This window comes from Agaribacter marinus, assembly GCF_030160655.1.
Taxonomy (GTDB): domain Bacteria; phylum Pseudomonadota; class Gammaproteobacteria; order Enterobacterales; family Alteromonadaceae; genus Glaciecola; species Glaciecola marina.
This window is the reverse complement of the sequence record NZ_BSOT01000006.1, coordinates 791,797-810,066: the sequence shown is the minus strand read 5'-3', so window position 1 is coordinate 810,066 and position 18,270 is coordinate 791,797. Positions and strand designations below refer to the sequence as shown.

Below are 18,270 nucleotides of genomic sequence, written 5' to 3'. Positions count from 1 at the left end.
CATGCTCCTTTAGTAAGTCATGCAAGCGGCGTTTATCAGCCCTACAGCGACGCCCGTAGCACCTAATACAATCCCGGCACTCACTTCATTGTTCTCAATGCGTTCGGTGATTTTTGGCATGAAAACAAAACGTACAATCGAATAAGCAATAAGCTGTGCAATCAAGGCAATGACACCCCAAATAGCAAAGTCGATTAAATCACCTGAGTTGCTTACGGCGCCAGCAAGCGCAGTAGCAAAACCGATAATTGCACCACCAAACCCGATCGCCGCGGCAGTATTTTTTTCTTCTTTAATTAGTTTCCATTCGGCATGCGGAGTAGCCAGTCCATACACACCTTTAAATATCACTAAAAATAAAATCGCAATGCCGAAATATAGCGCGAAGTGCATTATACCTGTGACTAAATCGTAATTTTCCATGAGCTTTCTCTTTCAGTTTTATTGTTAATTTAAACGTTATGTTTTTGTTCGAGGTTTGCTGTTAAACATTCACTACAATACCTAACCATTGACTCTAATTTGTGTCGGCGACAGTTTGATCCCTGTGCTAATCACTAAACAGTGCTCTAGTTGATTACTGTCATTTAGAGTTTCCTCACCAGACAAGTATAACTGCTCAAAAGAACCATCACCTAGTTCTCGCTCAAACAACATCACAAACTGGTCAGTTTTTGATATTTCGTTCGTCTCATCAAAGGTTTCTTCTTGCATAGCTACTGGTGGATGATATTCGGTAGTGCTTGTCCAGACACGCTGATATTCATGGCCCTCAAACACGTAGACTGGTACACCTATTTTTTGATTTAGTAGTGTATTCCATTCGCTGGTATTCACATGCAAAGTATCAAAATAATGGAATAGCGTCACGTCGACGACATTCTCTTCAGCAACGCCACCTTCACACACCACTTGTAACCAAGCTTCATCGTCCGTGTAAAAACGCAGAAGTATACTAGACCCCAAATCTACTTTACCTGCGGCCTGAATAAGTTGAGTATCGGCGACATCTTTTATGACCAGTTGATCAAGGATAAGTTGGAATGAAAGTTTATCGATATCGAAGCTAGAACCAATGCATAGGCCCATTACCTCAGGTTTTTGAATAGACGGTTTATCAACCTGCTTTTTTTTAAACAAATTAAACATTCACGACTCCATATGTGAGTGACTTGCGTATATCGACAATTTTTAATTTATGCTAGTCAATGTAACACACTCTACGTCTAAACATACAATGCCTAAACATACAAAAGCGCCCATTTTCGAGCGCTTTTAATAGATAATCTACGTTTACTTTTTGCCAGCCAAAATTTTCGCAAGCATGTCTTCGCTAGAGTTATTGGCTCCGCCACCGGCCTGACGAATTTTAGCATCTAAATCAGAGCCAGTTTCAAGCTCAGCTAACTCAGATGCAGCATCCAACGCAGCGTCTTTTTCCGCTTGTTTTTGTTTTATGCGTTCAAGGCTATCTAATGCTGTTTTCACCTTGCTATTACCACCACTAAAATGCGTAGATGCTGCAACCTGCGCTTTTTGGACAGATTCAGTTGCTTTTACTTGGTCAACCTGCTGTTCTAACATACGTAAATTATTTTTAGCAGTTGCCAAATTCGACTTAAGTGTATTCTCGTTCTTAACATAACTGTCAGTGATATTTTGCTCACTTGCTTTGAGTTGCTCTAACTCACCGACGCGCTGTGCACACTCCAATGCTAACTCTCTGTTAGTTTCGGCATGCTCAGCCGCACTTTGGCTATACTTATCTATATCGGCTTGCAAAGATGCCACTTTGTTTTGGCTTAACTTACGCTTTGCAGCGATAGAATGTAAGCTTTGCCCACATTGCTGTATTTCTTTTTTAGCTTCACGGATTTGCTGGTCTAAAATTGTAATAGCTTGTGAATCTGCAGCATCTTCCAATGCTTTGTTTGTGTGGCCTTTTAACGCTGACCAAAGTCTACCTAAACTCATATATGACTCCTACTATTTCAAATATTCAGAATACAATTCTAAAAACTCTGGTACGTTTGCAAACAGAGCTTCTACTTCTTCAACAATAACTTCATCTTTACTATCGACTGACAATGCACCGAATGCGACGTAATATTCTTCACCCCCAATTGACGACACAGCCACAGTTGACAGCGGCACTAACCGATGCGTTCGTAATATCTCATGGTCAAGTGCAGAGCAATCTTTTACCGCATCTAATGGAAACAACACGGTTTCTGCGACGATTTGCTGCTCTCCTACTACCAAAAAGGCATCCAAACCTTCATCGTTAGAAATACTAATACAATCCCCTTCAATCTCTGCTGTGAAATTGAGTTGCGCTTGCATAAGGGCAAGTATTTGGTCTCGCTTCATTGTCATTTTAATCTCCATGTAAAAGCGACTACGTTATTGCTACTTTTGATCAAGCTTTTCGCTTTCGATAGTCTATATAATAGTGAGTTTAGATAATTTTGCAACACATACGTTGCAAATAATTAAAATAAATTGCAAATGCGTGATATTAATAGCTTATGTATTGAATAAGTTGCATCAATAGATATACTACTTAAGAGCTTTATCTATGAGGCAAGCATGCAAACAAACAATCACACCCAAGTTAATATAAGCGTGAATAACAAGAAGTCAATTTTGCCCTATGCAAAAGGCGCAACTTTGCATATTAAAAAATTAATGGTGGAACACGAAGTAACCTATGATGAAATTGTTGCACTGCTTGAAAAGAGAGGCGTTGTGCTTAGTTCGAGCAATCTGAGAAACAAAGTATCGGGCAATTCTTTATCCGCGGGATTGTTTTTTTTGATTGTGGAAATAATTACCAATGAGTTGAGTGCAGAAATTTCAGTTAAGTCGTGAGGTCAACCTAACGGTAAAATTGCAGTAGGCATAACATATTGATTGAGAGTCGAGATTTCTTAATTCAATTATACAGGTATTTTTCGGAGTAACTTAATCACTCGAAAAGCCAATTCTTTCGGTTGAAATGGTTTGGCTAAGTAATCACTTACTCCAGCTTCAAGAGCATCAACAACAAGGTTTTTTTCTCTTGCAGCGGTAAGTAATAAAAACGGGATATGTTTATGCGTTTCAGATTCACGTACGAGTTTTAATAAGCCAAACCCCGTCATTTTGGGCATATCCCAATCGCAAATTATCAAATCGTAACTTTTTTTATTCAATGCTGACCAAGCACTTGCGCCGTTATACGCGGTATTTATCTTTTCTGCGCCAATTGATCTTAAGCAACTAGTAACTAATCCAATCATCGACTCCATATCGTCGACAACGAGAATGTTTATTCGCTTTAATTTTTCTGCCGGATCTTTCACGCCTAATTTTCTTGTTGAAAACACATTATGTAAAGAGGTTAACGGCACCATCAGCGTTTTTTCAAGTTTGAATTCCTATTGTTGTACATAGACCCATTAGATACTTTACTGTAGGATTTGCTAATTCAAATATAAAACTATAAATAAAATGTTGAAAATTATCCCCTTACTTAGCGCAATCATTATGCTTTCGGCATGCGCGAATCATCCTCACAGCAACAAAAATCAATTCGAAACAATATTTAATGGAAACGATCTGTCTGGGTGGATAGTAAAAACTCATCGCTACAAACTCGGAGAAGATCCAGACAACACGTTTACTGTCCATAACGGCATGCTACGAGTAGATTATACAAATTATACGGGGGAATTTGATGACCGCTTCTCTCATATCTACTACGAAAAACCATTCACAAACTTTCATCTAACACTTGAATATCGATTTAGGGGGGAGATGTACACTGGGGCACCAAGTTTCGCCAAACTAAATAGTGGCGTTATGTTTTATGCGCAATCGCCGGACAGTATTTTGCAAAACCAAAATTGGCCGTTGTCGATAGAAATGCAGTTTTTAGCCGCAGGGAGAAAAGGAACAACTCGTACTACGGGGAATGTCTGTACACCAGGTACGGATATTTATATCAATGGTGCGCTTACAAAAGAACATTGCATAAATTCATCTTCCGATACTTATTATTCTGATAACTGGGTGTCAGCAGAATTAATCGTAAATAATGGGGATGTCACTCACATTATAAATGGCAAAACGGTGCTCGAGTACAAACGCCCTCAAATAGGCTTTACCGGCACAATTAAAGGCATTGATAAATCGGCGTGGGATGAAGGCAAAGTATTATCTGAAGGGTATATTTCGCTACAAAGTGAAGGCCACCCGATAGACTTTAAAAACGTAAAAATCAAAGCGCTCTAATCATCTAAAGAATTAGTACCTAAACGCAAGAAGATAAAAGAAACAGGGCGAGAAAACAGTTCGCCCTGCATTTTATCCTAAAATTTATCTTAGGCTTCAGTTAATCAACCTAACACTAGTCACGTGTTCAATACTATTGATAGCGTCGATTACATGCCCGTTCTCCATTTTTTCAACGTCAATAATATTGTAAGCCAAGTCACCGCGGCTCTTATTTACCATGTCGATAACATTGACATTATGGTCAGCTAATACAGACAAGACATTACCTAAGACCTTAGGGACATTTTCATTGGCAAAAATTATACGTTGCCCTTCCTCCCTTGCCATCGCCACATTGGGAAAATTAACCGAATTCTTAATGTTGCCATTTTCCAAAAAGTCCATAATCTGATCGGCTGCCATCATCGCGCAGTTCTCCTCAGCTTCAGCGGTAGAAGCGCCAATATGCGGCATCGCAATGACGTCCTCTCGTCCATAAAAAACAGGCTCTGGGAAGTCACAGACATAAGTGCGTAATATACGTTTATCCAACGCGTTTGCCACTGCTTCTGGGTCGACGATTGACTCTCTAGCAAAGTTAACTAACACCATACCTTCTTTAGCCTGCGCCAGTGCATCAGCATTAATCATATGAATTGTTGGTTCAATTGCCGGAACATGTAAACTGACATAATCACACTTGGCTAATAAAGCATGCATGTTCTCCGCTCGTTGTACTTCGCTTGATAGTCGCCAAGCGGCTTCTATCGACAACGCGGGATCAAAACCGACGACTTTCATGCCAAGCGCTAGTGCCATATCAGCGACCAAAGAACCAATTGCTCCCAAGCCAATAATACCAAGCGTTTTGCCTTTAAGTTCACTGCCAGAAAATTGCTTTTTCTGTGCTTCTAAGGTTTTGTGTAATTCCGCTGCATCTGAAATATTGTGTAATGTTGAAACATGATCAATGCCAGGTTTTATGCCCCGCGAACTTAATAACATACCGGCTAACACGAGTTCTTTTACAGCATTTGCATTTGCGCCAGGTGTGTTAAATACAGCAATACCGCGTTTACTATAATCAGCAACAGGGACATTGTTCACGCCAGCTCCAGCACGCGCGACCGCAAGTACTGAGTTGTCCAGCACTTCATTGTGCAATTTGTGGCTTCGAAGCAATATTGCATGAGGCTGACTAGCGTCAGAGCTCACTTCATACTTGTCTCTAGAAAACCTCTCTAAGCCTTTCGAAGAAATCAGATTAAACGTTTTTACCTTGTACATACTATTCCTTTATAAGAGATTTTACGCGTAAGCTAGCTATCTGCTTTTACTTGTTCATATGCCCATGCTAACCATGGCATCAAGGCTTCTATATCCTTGTTTTCAATCGTCGCACCACACCAAATACGCAGGCCAGTGGGTGCATCTCGATAGGCGCCGATGTCATAGGCAACTTCATGCTCCGCCAATAAGCTCACAAGCGACTTTACTTGTTCAGCCTGTAAATCAAGACTTAAACACACACTTGAATTTGACCGGATACTTTCGTCAGCTGCCAAAAAGTTTATCCAATCATGAGAGTTAACAAATGCGCTTACCGTTGCTAAGTTAGCATTACATCTGGCGATAGTGCCTGCCACACCGCCGACCGACTCAACCCATGAAAGCGCATCTAAGTAATCCACAACACAAAGCATAGAAGGTGTATTGATCGTCGCACCGGTAAATAACCCTTCTATTAACTTGCCGCCCTTAGTCATGCGGAATATCTTAGGCAACGGGCGAGGAGGTATGTAACTTTCAAGCCGTTCAACTGCTCGCGGGCTCAATATCAGCATACCGTGACCACCTTCGCCACCTAATACTTTTTGCCAGCTATAAGTAATGACATCGAGTTTTTCCCATGCCATTTCTTGTGCAAAGACCGCCGACGTCGCGTCACAAAAGGTTAGCCCTTTGCGATCATCGCTTATCCAATCCGCATTAGGGACACGCGCCCCCGAGGTTGTACCATTCCATGTAAACACAACGTCATGATCACAATTCACATCGTTCAAATTTGGGAGTTGTCCATAATCAGCGCTTAACACACGTGCATCATCAAGTTGAAGTTGTTTAGTAATATCAGTTGCCCAACCTTGTCCAAAAGACTCCCAATAGAGCACATCTACGGGTCTTTCTCCAAGCATTGACCACATGGCCATCTCCATTGCACCTGTATCTGACGCGGGGACAACAGCAACACGATAACCTTCAGGTAAATTGAGTATTCTTGCGGTGTCAACACAGGCACTTTTTAGGGCTTTTTTACCAATCGCCGCTCGATGAGAGCGCCCGAGTACTGACAAGTCTAATTGACTCACGTCATAGCCAGGACGTTTAGCACATGGTCCAGATGAAAAATTAGGGTTTGAAGGTTTTAAGCTCGGTTGCATAAAAGATCTCTTTGTATTTGAACAACAAGCGATGCGCGTTGATCTTTGCACTGTTAAAAAATTGTTAGTAAGAATACTAGGATTTATGGGCTTGACCAATATTCGTGTGACATGAGTTATAGCGAATGGTGTTATAGACCTCAAAACCGTAAGTGGTGTTTGAGCTGAGCAAGCAGCAATGTTCTTCTGAATCGGCACAAGTAAGGCTTGAATCGACATTTTCACCAAAATCACTGCTAAAGATATTGAGATACTGTCTTGTTTAAAATTCTGTATTTTATCTGAATGGCCCCAAATACCCTACCTAAATAACACTTAAAGCATTGTAAATAAGAATCATTTTTAATAAGTGACCATAATCAGCGTTTAAAATACAGAGTATTAGTCAAATGATTACGCTCAGTGATAAAATCAGGTAAAATGTCGCACAGTTTAATTAATGTTTTTCGCACCCCCGAGAGGTTTGAATGAGTTTATATTCAGAATACATGGATGAAATCGCAACAAGAAAGCAAGAGTTAGGATTGCATCCAAAGCCAATCGATAGCGCAGAATTGCTATCAGAGATCATTGAACAAATCAAAGATACTGGAAATGAGCATCGCGAAGATTCTCTGCATTTTTTCATCTATAACACCCTACCAGGCACGACAAGTGCAGCAGGTGTTAAAGCGGCGTTCTTAAAAGAGATTATTCTTGGTGAATCAGTAGTTGAAGAAATCACACCCACTTTTGCCTTTGAATTGCTATCTCATATGAAAGGCGGTCCTTCTGTAGAGGTATTACTGGATTTAGCGCTAGGCGAAAACGCTGATATTGCAAATGCGGCCTCTGATGTTTTAAAAACCCAAGTATTTTTATATGAAGCAGATACTGGACGCCTTGAAGCTGCGCATAAAGCGGGTAACAAAATTGCGACTGATATCTTAGAAAGCTACGCAAGAGCAGATTTTTTTACTAATCTTCCTGAAATCGAAGAAAAAGTTGACGTAGTTACTTATATTGCTGCCGAAGGTGACATTTCTACCGATTTACTCTCTCCAGGTAATCAAGCGCACTCACGTTCAGACCGCGAGTTGCATGGAAAATGCTTAATATCACCCGAAGCACAAGCCGAAATTCAAGCCCTTCAGGCAGAACACCCAGACAAAAAAGTGATGTTAATTGCAGAAAAAGGCACTATGGGTGTCGGATCCTCTCGCATGTCTGGCGTAAATAACGTTGCACTTTGGGCAGGTAAGCAAGCAAGTCCGTATGTTCCTTTTGTTAACATTGCACCTGTTGTAGCGGGTACTAATGGTATCTCCCCCATATTCTTGACGACGGTTGGCGTAACAGGTGGTATTGGCCTTGATCTTAAAAACTGGGTGAAAAAAGTTGACGCTGATGGTAATACCGTTCTAAATGACAATGGAGACCCAGTACTAGAACAAACATATTCCGTAGAAACAGGTACAGTACTGACCATCAATACAAAAGAGAAAAAGCTGTATCAGGGCGACAAAGAATTAGTTGATGTGTCATCCGCGTTTACGCCTCAAAAAGTAGAATTTATGAAGGCCGGTGGTTCTTATGCGATTGTATTCGGTAAGAAACTACAGAACGTAGCAGCAGAAATACTCGGTGTTGAACCACCCATTGTATACGCACCATCAAAAGAAATTTCACACGCTGACCAAGGCCTTACCGCAGTAGAAAAGATTTTCAATAAAAATGCGGTAGGCACATTGTCTGATGAAGACCTGCATGCAGGCTCTGATGTGCGCGTTAAGGTAAATATCGTTGGTTCACAAGACACTACTGGCTTAATGACGTCTCAGGAACTAGAGTCAATGGCTGCGACAGTAATTTCTCCGAGTGTAGATGGTGCATACCAATCAGGCTGCCATACTGCATCAGTTTGGGATAAAAAGGCGCAAGCCAATATACCTAAGCTTATGTCTTTCATGAACAAGTTCGGATTAATTACCGCACGTGACCCTGAAGGGGTTTATCATGCAATGACTGACGTCATCCATAAAGTATTAAATGATATTACGGTTGACGATTGGGCAATTATCATTGGTGGTGATTCGCATACTAGAATGTCTAAAGGCGTCGCGTTTGGCGCGGACTCGGGCACAGTAGCACTTGCACTTGCGACAGGTGAAGCAACTATGCCCATTCCAGAGTCTGTAAAAGTTACCTTTAAAGGCGAAATGAAATCTCACATGGATTTCCGTGATGTTGTGCATGCAACTCAAGCGCAAATGTTAAAGCAGTTTGGCGACAATGTTTTCCAAGGTAGAGTAATTGAGGTACATATTGGTACTTTAATGGCTGACCAAGCCTTTACGTTTACCGATTGGACTGCAGAGATGAAAGCTAAAGCATCTATCTGTATTTCTGAAGATGATACTTTGATTCAGTCCTTAGAACTTGCCAAGAGTCGCATCCAGATAATGATCGACAAGGGTATGGATAACGCAGCTCAAACACTGCAAGGTTTGATTGATCTTGCAGACAAAAGAATTGATGAAATTAAGTCTGGCACTAACCCCGCATTGGCACCCGACGATAACGCTGAATACTTTGCTGAAGTCATTGTTGATTTAGACCTAATCGATGAACCAATGATTGCTGACCCAGACGTAAACAACGAAGATGTGTCAAAACGCTATACGCACGATACTATTAGACCTGTTTCATACTACAAAGGTGAAAAGACTGTCGACCTTGGCTTTGTCGGCTCATGTATGGTGCACAAAGGCGATATGAAAATTATCTCTCAAATGCTTAAAAATTTGGAAGCACAAAACGGTGGCGTCGAGTTTAAGGCGCCACTGGTAATTGCGCCACCTACATACAACATAGTTGACGAACTAAAAGCAGAAGGCGACTGGGAAGTCCTTAAGAAGTACTCAGGTTTCGAGTTTGACGACGACAATCCAAAAGGTGCTGCTCGTACTAAATACGACAACATCATGTACCTTGAAAGACCTGGCTGTAACCTATGTATGGGTAACCAAGAAAAAGCCGAGAAAGGCGATACCGTATTGGCCACGTCTACACGATTATTCCAAGGGCGTGTTGTTGAGGATGCTGAGGAGAAGAAAGGTGAATCTCTATTAGCATCAACCCCAGTCGTTGTACTTTCGACCATACTTGGCCGCACGCCGAGCATTGATGAATATAAAAATGCCGTTAAGGGTATTAACTTAACAGACTTTGCGCCACCGGTTGAAGAACTTACCGCACAGTCTAAGTTTGTCCCTAACGTACCAGTAAAATCAATTTAAACTGTTTGAGTCAACAACTCAGATAAATACAATTGAACCAAGCTAGGAAGCTCGCAAGTATGCGAGCTTTTTTATGTCTGCGCTATATAAGCAATTGCAAAGTCACTAACCTGTAATAAATAATTTGACTGAACGGCCGTTAAAGACTGATAGCGTGCGATTCATTTGACACTAGGGTCAAATACAAATGACGCATTTTCATCTAAACTAAAATAATGGTGGTAGATAGTATTGCAGGGGACAACACTCGTGAAGCACATCGGCATTATTAAGGTGCTAAAAGCAATTTGCCTATTACTGCCAATATTATGCGTAGCGTTTTACGACTTCTTACCAAAAAACACCATGCTGCTTTTTCCTAGCATGACTAAATCTAGCCAGGCAGCCACTGACTCTTGGAATGGTGGAAATTCGTTTTTAAGCTGGCAAAATGAGCACCCTTTAGAATGGACCTGCCACATTCGTGAAGGTATTCCGTACCCCTATTGCGGTATGTTTTTAACGTGGTCTGAAGAAAGACCATTTTCCGCGATTGATTTGTCACAATATACAGATCTCGAAATAGATTTAACATATACAGGTGAAGCGAAGTATATCCAAATATTCCTTCGCAACGCTTATTTTATTCCCAATAGTTTTGACGAAATGGCTACCTCAAAATATAGCAGTACAAGTGTCGACGCGACAGAAACAATAAACGGAATAACAATCCCTTTAGACACATTCAGAGTCGCTGATTGGTGGATATCTACGCACAATATCTCACCCACCGATATTCAGACTGAATACGATCAAGTAATATCGATTGGCATCGACTTTAGGCCTCCGGTGGTAATCGGCGATCATGCTTTCAAGCTAGAATCGTTACGCGTATCAGGAAGCTACTTTTCAAAAGAGAGCATGTACTTAGGCATCATCATCATTTGGGCCAGTATTTTTATGTCAGAAGGCCTAGTACGCTATACAAAGTTAGATCGCAAACTAAAATTGAAAACGCTGAAAATTACAGAGCTTACTGTTCAGAGCAAGAATTACAAAAAACAGTCCGAAACCGATGCTCTCACGGGTATTCTCAATCGACACGGTTTAAATCGAATCGTAAGCGATTTACATGAAAAGCAGCGCTTAGAACGGTATTCATTGCTAATACTTGATATCGATCATTTTAAGTCCATCAACGACAAATTAGGCCACGATACTGGCGACATAGTATTGCAAGAGTTAACGCAGCGAATACAAAAGAATACTCGATATTATGACGTATTTTGTCGTTGGGGCGGGGAGGAATTTGTCATTCTCTTTCATAACAAACACTCAAGATCGATACTCCCGTTCGCCGAAAAAATCAGAAAATCGATTGAAAAAGGAATATTTGCAAACGGTAAGTTAGACAAGGTCACTGCCAGTATTGGCACAACAAAATTATCTACAAATGAAGATTTTGAGATGGCCTTTAGAAGAGCTGATAAAGCATTATATAAGGCCAAAGAAACCGGAAGAAACAGAACGGTGGTTGTTTAAAAAATCGTATTAAATTATTCGTATGTGATTCATAGAGATCGTTTCAATATAGTACGACCTTTTGAACAGCGAAATTAGACAACGCGTAAAGTGGATTGATTAGATTTGAGCCACTACAGATTAGCCATGTTTGTACGATAAAACCCCAAAGTCAATCTGTTGAGCAAACGATTTGACTGAATTAATAAGAGTATACAGAGTCAAAAATAGCGCTAAATTACTTTTTTAAATTCTTTATCTTCAACAAATTCTTTTGAATTCGCTCTGCTCGCACCAAATCACCCATTACCTTAGGATGTTCTGGAAAAATTGCTTTCGCTCTTTTAAACAATTCAATCGCCTTTTCCAAATCATGTTTAAATAATTTTTTTCCCTCGATATAATATTCATTAGCCTTAGTTTGACGAAGGTCAAGTATCTTACGACTCAATGTAGCGTCATCATTTTTTGGTGCATACTTTGCCGCTCGATCATAAGAGGCAATGGCCGTCTCTACGTCGTTATTGTCTTGATATTGTTTACCTATTTGCGAATACGCTGTATATCGAAAATGGTTAATTTTCGCATGTTTTGGATGTTTACTTTCTAATCTATCGGCTGTCTGCAATAAGGCTTTATATTTGCCTGCTTTGATAAATTGCTCACCTTGATCGAGCAAATTGGTGAGTTCGATAGATTTCTGGGCTTTCTTTTGATTTTCTTCAAAATACTTTACGATCGTCTTGGTTTTCGCATTCGCACTTTTTAAGGCAAGCGCCCAGTTCATCTGCCTCAGTGCTTCCTTAGCTTCCGGATCGTTGGGCGCTATCGCTAATATCCCCAAGAGGATGTCCTTCTTAGCTTTCGTCTTATCACTTTTTTCTATTTTCGCGTATTGAGCTTTAAGAAATTGTTTCTTCTTAATTATTTGCTGGCTTAAACGGTCAATCTCTTGGCTAATGTGTTGCTGTTCTGGATATAAAGTATACAAAATCTGCCACTGAATCAGTGCGTCAAACCAACGCCCTTGTTGCTCCAAATTTTCAGCGATACGCATGCGTTTGTCTGCCATCGCTTCTTGTTTCTCTGGTGTGCTTTCACATCCAAACAGAAAAAAACTCATTATTAAACAAAGATATAAAGACTTCATTTCGTATTTACCTCTATAAACACGTCTAAACTAGAGGTAAATTTACGCATGCTATCCCCGCCATAAATCATTGTTCGATTGAGCAAAAATGGAGATGAAAACGCGGGATTACTGCCTCGCTGAACGGTAACAGCCAAGTCATATTCATTTTCTTTAAGCATATCAACCAATACGACACTGGTATTGCCGTAGGGGTAAGCAAATTGATTAATTGTATTGCCTGTGCGTTTTGAAATAATCTTTTCTGCGTCAACGACTTCTTTCTCAAGGCGCTTCACATAGTTTGCATCCAATTCGCCTGACGGTTTCCTAGATAAACTATCGTGAGTTTTTGAATGCGATTGAATATCAACTAATGGTTCATCGTTTAAGGCGTTAACATCTCGCCAATTTAAGGCAATACCCGCACCGACAAATTCTGGGTAAACAAACATGGTTGAAGGAAATCCATATTCTTTCAAGATAGGGAAGGCAATATCCATATAGCTCTTATATCCATCATCAATAGTAATAACGACGGCCTTGTCAGGCAGTTCCTTTTTGCCTCGTATAAACAATCCAATATCACTCAACGGCACCACTTGATAGCCATTGTTTGACAAGTAAGTCATTTGTTCCCGAAATTCATGTTCAGGCACAACCATCCGCGACTTACCCGTTTTATCCCGAGTAAATTGGTGATAACACAAAATTGGAATCGTTTGATACCCATTAGAAAACACCGCACTAGCGTTTATACTCTTCAAGGGAACAGCGACATAATTAGCCGCAGCTATGTCGATACCAGGGTTATATCGCTGGACGACGCTAGCGTATTTTGCGTGTCCTAAATATTCCTCAGCTAAACTCGCAAAACTATCCTTTTCTGTCACACGCACGAGTGTAAATGACGCGTTTGTCGCGAGTTCTCTTTTGAGTATTTGTTTATTTGCACAACCTTGAAAGAATATGGTCATACATATAAAAAATAAGACTTTTTTGACAGACATTATTAACTACTTTTTTTATTTTTCTCTATGTCTTCATCGGGCTGTTCTGGGTCCTTAGGAACATCGTTCTCTATGGCATCATTTTGTATATTGCTGTCATTTAGAGACTGATCCATCTCAGTGTGATCTATCTCAGTAATAACTGAGGAAGAAATAATGGTTCTATCTTCGTCACCAATTGCATCGGATTCACTAGCACTTTCATCGTCACTGCTGCTATCGATGCTTTCCGCAGCATCAACAACACTGGTATTCGCGTCGTCATTAGGCTCAGCACCGTCAGTTTTAATGTCGATAACACTGCTAGCCAAGATAGTAGCATCGTCGACTTCTTCATCCTTGTATTGATGAATAGCAGATTGTTCAAGTCTTCGGCTTATATCTGCGTCGTCTGTCACTTTAATGCCTGATTGTGCTAATTCATCGGCAACTACTGTGTACCGGTCTTGGATTGAAGTAGCCATCTTATTAAAATCGCCAAACACCTCACCAATCTCATCTTGTCGCCTCAGCGATATACGAGTATCCAAATCTCCGGAACCAAAACCTTCCAAGGCTTGACTGATGGCTTTTAGTGGCTTTGAAATTAGTCCCCCAAAAATAAACATCGTGACTGCTACTGCAGAAATCGTGATTATCGCGAGTAAGAACATCAACCAAGCGGTGACGCTTTTCACTTCTTCTAGGCTAGCCTGCGACAGCCCTAAGATTATGGTTCCTACTTCCGTATCCTGAAACAAAATAGGCGTGTTTATATTGAAAACGTCGGTACCGTCATCCATCGTTGATGTACTTGTGTGCACATCATCCGTTTGCATTAGCACTTCAGCTTCATCATGCATGGCTTGCATAGTATAGGTTTGCCCAACTAGGCTAGTGTCACTTGCGCCTCGAATAACACCCGAACGGTCGGTAACTATCAAATAAGCAAACGTATCTCTACCCGCAGCATCATTGATGAAAGTTTCCAATGTTATCCAATCCTCTCCGAGCAAAGGCACTGCCGTTTCAGTCGCAATAAATTTAGCAAAAGAAGCCCCGGAATCTATTGCTTGTTTGGTCATCGCTTTTGATTGTAGACCAAACACAACATTCATACTGATTAACAATACAGCTGCAACAATCGCCACGGCTGACAGCGTCCACTTAATTTTAAGGGGAATGTATTTATGTTTTTTCTGTTCTTCTTGTTGATCACGAAGGGAGTTCAATTCAGAGATCAATGCCTGTGCTAGGTCATTACCTGTCTGAAAACGTTTATCTGGTGATTTTTGCAGTAACTTCTGAACAATTTGTCTTAAGCCTGCAGGTACTTCAGGGTTCAACTTTTTAAGCGGCTCAGGTTGCTTTTGAGCAATCTGAATCATCAATGTTCCCATGTTACTTGCATCAAATGCCTTAGTACCGGTGAGCATTTCATACAAAATCACACCGACTGAAAACAAATCTGAGCGACCATCAACTTCGTCACCCAGCGCCTGCTCAGGTGACATATAGCGCGGTGTTCCAAGCACAGAACCCACTTGCGTTTTCTGCGCTTCTTCATTCTCATTCATGCGGGCAATACCAAAGTCTGCTACTTTGATGGTTTCGCTATCTGGCAGCACGATAATATTGTCGGGTTTAATATCACGATGCACTATGCCGGTCGAATGCGCGTAATCAAGTGCTTTAGCGAGCTGCAACCCAATAGTGATAGTATCTTTAACACTAAGCGTCTTCTTTTCTTTTAACACGTCACCCAAGTCACTTCCTTGAAGTAACTCCATCATAATGTATGGTGATTCGTCTATTTTCCCAACGTCAAATACCGTCACAATTGCTGAGTGCGACAGTGCACCAGCGGCCTTAGCTTCGCGCAAGAATCGAGACATATACTCTTCATCAACACAGTGGTCGGCTTTTAAAATTTTACAAGCCACAGAGCGATTTATTTCAGGGTCGTATGCTCGGTAAACCATCGCCATTGCACCCTCGCCGATGAGTTCTTGTATTTCGTATCGGCCGATTTTTCGATTCAACATGTCGTCTGCCATGCTACTCCCAGGTATTTTTTGCTGTAAAGCAGAAGAAGGACTTCAACAATAGCCCAACTTGATGCAATAATAAACTACTGCGACTTATTTTATATTCAATTTCTTTTGCGGAATGACTGAGCCTAAATTGAAAATAAAAAATTGCGGCTATTGCTGCTAATTAATTAAGGAATTCTATGAGCAATTCTGGCTGGACATCTATCGCTGAGACCAATATTGGCACAGTGCGCAAAGTCAACGAAGACGATTTTTTAGATTTACCAGAAGCCCAACTCTGGTGTGTCGCGGACGGAATGGGAGGGCATGCAAAAGGTGATGTCGCCAGCCAGCTAATTACAAAAACGTTATCAGACCTTGCATCAAATGCACCAGAAGAGCTTTCGGTCGATAGTATATGTGACTGTATCAAGCAGACAAACTACACCCTTATAGAACTATCGAATCAACACAACTCAATTGTTGGCAGCACGGTTGTTGCACTATTTTTTACCGCCGAGCATGCACATTTAATATGGGCGGGTGACAGCCGAATATATCGGCTCAGAAGTAATACATTAGAACGAGTTACGCGAGATCATAGTCAAGTAGAGGACATGATTGATGCGGGTTTAATCAGCCCTGAAGAAGCCGAAACACATCCTAAAGCAAATGTCATTACACGCGCCGTTGGCGCAGCGGTTGAGCTAGACCTTGATGTTAAAACACTGCCCTTGGAAGATGGTGATCAATTTTTACTATGCAGCGATGGTTTAAACAAAGTGATGAACGACCTCGAACTTGAACATGCGCTAAAGACGATGGATACAAAAACAATCAGTAATCGTTTAATAGAAATCGCATTAAATCGCAAAGCAAGAGACAACGTTACCGTGATAGTCGTTAGAAATGAAAAGCAAATTGAAGAAGCGCTACACGAAACACTCCCGTTAGATGACACCTTGCCGTTACATTACTCAAATAAGTCATAGTGCATAGTGCGCACGCTCTTGGGTGACATGAGATGAGTAAACATCGATATTTGAAGCATGGCATTCTCGTATGCGTCATTTTCCTCGGCGTAATATTGACTTCTGCCTGCTCAAATCGCAGTAACACTAGCGCCGGTATAACCGTCCTAACAGAAATACTATTGCCAGACACCTTACTCGAAACCTCTGGCTTATTTTGCGACAACCACAATATTTATACCCTGAATGACTCAGGGAATTTATCTGAAATATATGCACTAAACCACACCGGAAAGCTTAGCGCTCAAATCTCAGTAGAGGCTAAAAATGTCGATTGGGAAGCACTGGCTAGCGATGGAAAAAATTTCTATATAGGCGACTTCGGCAATAACGCAGGAAATCGCAAGGACTTGCGTATACTGATTCATAATGTAGACAAAAAACAAACGTCACAACACACATTTACCTACGCAAATGACGGCGATGTCGCCAATATAAACGAACCGCAAAGCCGCCAGTATAAAGCGCATGACCAAGATGCCGAAGCTCTAGTACTGAAAGGCGATGACTTAATTATGTTTTCTAAAAGCTGGAAAACCGGTATCGCTAGCGTCTACCGAATAGAAACAACGTCAACAAATCAAATATTAACACCTACAGCAAGCATAGCTGGACTTCCTGGCATTATTACGGGTGCAGACTGGGATGAGCATAAACAGCAATTTATTATTGTTGGCTATAAGGTAAATACGTTTAGTGTTCGACCGTTTATCTCACTATTAGACGCTCAATACAACGTTACAAGAACTGAATACCTTAAAGGGTTTGGTCAAGTGGAAGGTGTTTGCTCAACGAATGGAGAGCTTTGGTTTACGCAAGAAAAACTGCCATTTTATCCAGCCAAATTGGTGAACATTGCCCTTAAATAAGTTTTTAAAGTATGCAAGCAACCTAATTAGCTTTAATTAAATCAGACCCCACGTAGTAGAGAAGAAAACATATCCGCTGGAGGCAAGCCAGAGTAATAGCGTTGTTGCGGTGCTAAATTTGTTGTACCCGCCATAGACCAAATCGATAGACGCATATCTTTAGAAAGTATTGCGTTTTGCAAAAATGTATTGTGACACTTGCTCATGTCATTGAGTATGTTGTCACTTAAACGGCATAATTCGCCAACTGAACTTGTTTCCGTGAGTTGAACATCTTGGCAATCGTACTCTTTTAAGGGTGCATAAATTTGATTTAATACATTGGCTATTTCGTCGAGATCAGGGCGTTTTTTGTCTAGTAAATCTAAAATAAAATCTTCGCATTGGGCGTGCAAATCATCGACTTTTTGTGAAAGATTAAATAAATTGACGGCTTGTCCTGTCTGACATAGAACGGCAAAAGGGTATGCGCGACCACAATTGTCGATACTTGGCATCATTACCCCCGTTACCGCACCAGCAAGCGAATCTGAAGACTTACTAAACAGTAAAGCATCTGCGCAGAAGCGCCAAATAGGACTATTGAAATAAATTCCCTGCCAATCATCACCAAGTTGACCATTTGACACTTCTAAGGACTGTAACATCCAGTTGTCCCATTGACTAATAAGCTCTGGAGACACACCTCGCTGTATGAAATCACCATATCCAGGTAGTTTGCCGAAAAAGCCAATTTTCATTGC

At 40.9% G+C, this 18,270-nt stretch carries 17 protein-coding genes; 6 read left to right on the top strand and 11 right to left on the bottom strand.

All coding sequences use genetic code 11. From position 1 onward, the window contains the following. Positions 1-9: 9 nt before the first annotated feature. From QQK00_RS14255 to QQK00_RS14240, 4 genes are all read right to left on the bottom strand, one after another. Complete coding sequence (locus QQK00_RS14255; RefSeq protein WP_284218257.1) at positions 10-423, bottom strand: DUF350 domain-containing protein; 414 nt, start codon at positions 421-423, stop codon at positions 10-12. Between the two features lie 81 nt (positions 424-504). Then, complete coding sequence (locus tag QQK00_RS14250) at positions 505-1,149, bottom strand: YjfK family protein (protein WP_284218256.1); 645 nt, start codon at positions 1,147-1,149, stop codon at positions 505-507. 144 nt (positions 1,150-1,293) lie between these two features. Beyond that, positions 1,294-1,974 (bottom strand): PspA/IM30 family protein, encoded by a 681-nt coding sequence (locus tag QQK00_RS14245; protein WP_284218255.1) that lies wholly within the window; start codon positions 1,972-1,974, stop codon positions 1,294-1,296. 12 nt (positions 1,975-1,986) lie between these two features. Further along, positions 1,987-2,376, bottom strand: a complete 390-nt coding sequence (locus tag QQK00_RS14240; protein ID WP_284218254.1) for a DUF2170 family protein — start codon at positions 2,374-2,376, stop codon at positions 1,987-1,989. Positions 2,377-2,589: 213 nt separating this feature from the next. On the opposite strand from QQK00_RS14240, the gene QQK00_RS14235 reads away from it, so the two are divergent. Further along, a complete protein-coding gene (locus tag QQK00_RS14235; protein WP_284218253.1) occupies positions 2,590-2,871 on the top strand; it encodes a DUF6471 domain-containing protein in 282 nt (93 codons plus the stop codon). Between the two features lie 68 nt (positions 2,872-2,939). Here QQK00_RS14235 and QQK00_RS14230 read toward each other — a convergent pair whose 3' ends face one another. Further along, positions 2,940-3,344: a response regulator gene (locus tag QQK00_RS14230; RefSeq protein WP_284218252.1), complete on the bottom strand. Its 405-nt coding sequence runs from the start codon at positions 3,342-3,344 to the stop codon at positions 2,940-2,942. 148 nt (positions 3,345-3,492) lie between these two features. Here QQK00_RS14230 and QQK00_RS14225 point away from each other — a divergent pair, with 148 nt between their 5' ends. Further along, entirely contained in the window at positions 3,493-4,275 is a 783-nt protein-coding gene (locus QQK00_RS14225) for a 3-keto-disaccharide hydrolase (protein WP_284218251.1), read from the top strand. 96 nt (positions 4,276-4,371) lie between these two features. On the opposite strand, the gene QQK00_RS14220 is transcribed toward QQK00_RS14225, so the two are convergent. Further along, positions 4,372-5,544 carry a phosphoglycerate dehydrogenase gene (locus QQK00_RS14220; protein ID WP_284218250.1) on the bottom strand — a complete coding sequence of 391 codons (1,173 nt, stop codon included), beginning with the start codon at positions 5,542-5,544 and terminating at the stop codon, positions 4,372-4,374. A gap of 32 nt (positions 5,545-5,576) precedes the next feature. Next, a complete protein-coding gene (locus tag QQK00_RS14215) occupies positions 5,577-6,698 on the bottom strand; it encodes a phosphoserine transaminase (protein WP_284218249.1) in 1,122 nt (373 codons plus the stop codon). Between the two features lie 467 nt (positions 6,699-7,165). On the opposite strand from QQK00_RS14215, the gene QQK00_RS14210 reads away from it, so the two are divergent. Beyond that, complete coding sequence (locus QQK00_RS14210) at positions 7,166-9,976, top strand: bifunctional aconitate hydratase 2/2-methylisocitrate dehydratase (RefSeq protein ID WP_284218248.1); 2,811 nt, start codon at positions 7,166-7,168, stop codon at positions 9,974-9,976. A gap of 249 nt (positions 9,977-10,225) precedes the next feature. Then, positions 10,226-11,497 carry a GGDEF domain-containing protein gene (locus QQK00_RS14205; RefSeq protein WP_284218247.1) on the top strand — a complete coding sequence of 424 codons (1,272 nt, stop codon included), beginning with the start codon at positions 10,226-10,228 and terminating at the stop codon, positions 11,495-11,497. Positions 11,498-11,714: 217 nt separating this feature from the next. Here the strand turns inward: QQK00_RS14205 and QQK00_RS14200 are convergent, their stop codons facing one another. Genes QQK00_RS14200 through QQK00_RS14190 form a run of 3 tightly spaced genes read right to left on the bottom strand, consistent with a single transcriptional unit; the run spans position 11,715 to position 15,651 of the window. Further along, positions 11,715-12,626 carry a tetratricopeptide repeat protein gene (locus QQK00_RS14200; protein ID WP_284218246.1) on the bottom strand — a complete coding sequence of 304 codons (912 nt, stop codon included), beginning with the start codon at positions 12,624-12,626 and terminating at the stop codon, positions 11,715-11,717. Further along, positions 12,623-13,615, bottom strand: coding sequence for a polysaccharide deacetylase family protein (locus QQK00_RS14195; RefSeq protein ID WP_284218245.1), 993 nt, complete (start codon positions 13,613-13,615; stop codon positions 12,623-12,625). The genes QQK00_RS14200 and QQK00_RS14195 overlap by 4 nt, the downstream gene beginning before the upstream one ends. 2 nt (positions 13,616-13,617) lie before the next feature. Next, positions 13,618-15,651, bottom strand: coding sequence for a protein kinase domain-containing protein (locus QQK00_RS14190; RefSeq protein WP_284218244.1), 2,034 nt, complete (start codon positions 15,649-15,651; stop codon positions 13,618-13,620). A gap of 176 nt (positions 15,652-15,827) precedes the next feature. Between QQK00_RS14190 and QQK00_RS14185 the strand changes: the two genes are divergently transcribed. Both QQK00_RS14185 and QQK00_RS14180 read left to right on the top strand, forming a co-directional pair. Next, positions 15,828-16,619 carry a PP2C family protein-serine/threonine phosphatase gene (locus QQK00_RS14185; RefSeq protein ID WP_284218243.1) on the top strand — a complete coding sequence of 264 codons (792 nt, stop codon included), beginning with the start codon at positions 15,828-15,830 and terminating at the stop codon, positions 16,617-16,619. 32 nt (positions 16,620-16,651) lie between these two features. Further along, positions 16,652-17,527: a hypothetical protein gene (locus tag QQK00_RS14180; RefSeq protein ID WP_284218242.1), complete on the top strand. Its 876-nt coding sequence runs from the start codon at positions 16,652-16,654 to the stop codon at positions 17,525-17,527. A gap of 41 nt (positions 17,528-17,568) precedes the next feature. Here QQK00_RS14180 and tagF read toward each other — a convergent pair whose 3' ends face one another. Continuing rightward, positions 17,569-18,267, bottom strand: a complete 699-nt coding sequence (gene tagF, locus QQK00_RS14175) for a type VI secretion system-associated protein TagF (RefSeq protein WP_284218241.1) — start codon at positions 18,265-18,267, stop codon at positions 17,569-17,571. Positions 18,268-18,270 lie beyond the last annotated feature (3 nt).

Excerpts from the sequence above, each read along its gene's own strand:
- QQK00_RS14240 (WP_284218254.1), bottom strand. The coding sequence starts at position 2,376 with ATGACAATGAAGCGAGACCAAATACTTGCCCTTATGCAAGCGCAACTC.
- tagF (WP_284218241.1), bottom strand. The coding sequence starts at position 18,267 with ATGAAAATTGGCTTTTTCGGCAAACTACCTGGATATGGTGATTTCATA.
- QQK00_RS14180 (WP_284218242.1), top strand. The coding sequence starts at position 16,652 with ATGAGTAAACATCGATATTTGAAGCATGGCATTCTCGTATGCGTCATT.
- QQK00_RS14215 (WP_284218249.1), bottom strand. The coding sequence starts at position 6,698 with ATGCAACCGAGCTTAAAACCTTCAAACCCTAATTTTTCATCTGGACCA.
- QQK00_RS14190 (WP_284218244.1), bottom strand. The coding sequence starts at position 15,651 with ATGGCAGACGACATGTTGAATCGAAAAATCGGCCGATACGAAATACAA.
- QQK00_RS14255 (WP_284218257.1), bottom strand. The coding sequence starts at position 423 with ATGGAAAATTACGATTTAGTCACAGGTATAATGCACTTCGCGCTATAT.
- QQK00_RS14225 (WP_284218251.1), top strand. The coding sequence starts at position 3,493 with ATGTTGAAAATTATCCCCTTACTTAGCGCAATCATTATGCTTTCGGCA.
- QQK00_RS14250 (WP_284218256.1), bottom strand. The coding sequence starts at position 1,149 with ATGTTTAATTTGTTTAAAAAAAAGCAGGTTGATAAACCGTCTATTCAA.
- QQK00_RS14210 (WP_284218248.1), top strand. The coding sequence starts at position 7,166 with ATGAGTTTATATTCAGAATACATGGATGAAATCGCAACAAGAAAGCAA.
- QQK00_RS14195 (WP_284218245.1), bottom strand. The coding sequence starts at position 13,615 with ATGTCTGTCAAAAAAGTCTTATTTTTTATATGTATGACCATATTCTTT.
- QQK00_RS14185 (WP_284218243.1), top strand. The coding sequence starts at position 15,828 with ATGAGCAATTCTGGCTGGACATCTATCGCTGAGACCAATATTGGCACA.
- QQK00_RS14220 (WP_284218250.1), bottom strand. The coding sequence starts at position 5,544 with ATGTACAAGGTAAAAACGTTTAATCTGATTTCTTCGAAAGGCTTAGAG.
- QQK00_RS14245 (WP_284218255.1), bottom strand. The coding sequence starts at position 1,974 with ATGAGTTTAGGTAGACTTTGGTCAGCGTTAAAAGGCCACACAAACAAA.
- QQK00_RS14235 (WP_284218253.1), top strand. The coding sequence starts at position 2,590 with ATGCAAACAAACAATCACACCCAAGTTAATATAAGCGTGAATAACAAG.
- QQK00_RS14200 (WP_284218246.1), bottom strand. The coding sequence starts at position 12,626 with ATGAAGTCTTTATATCTTTGTTTAATAATGAGTTTTTTTCTGTTTGGA.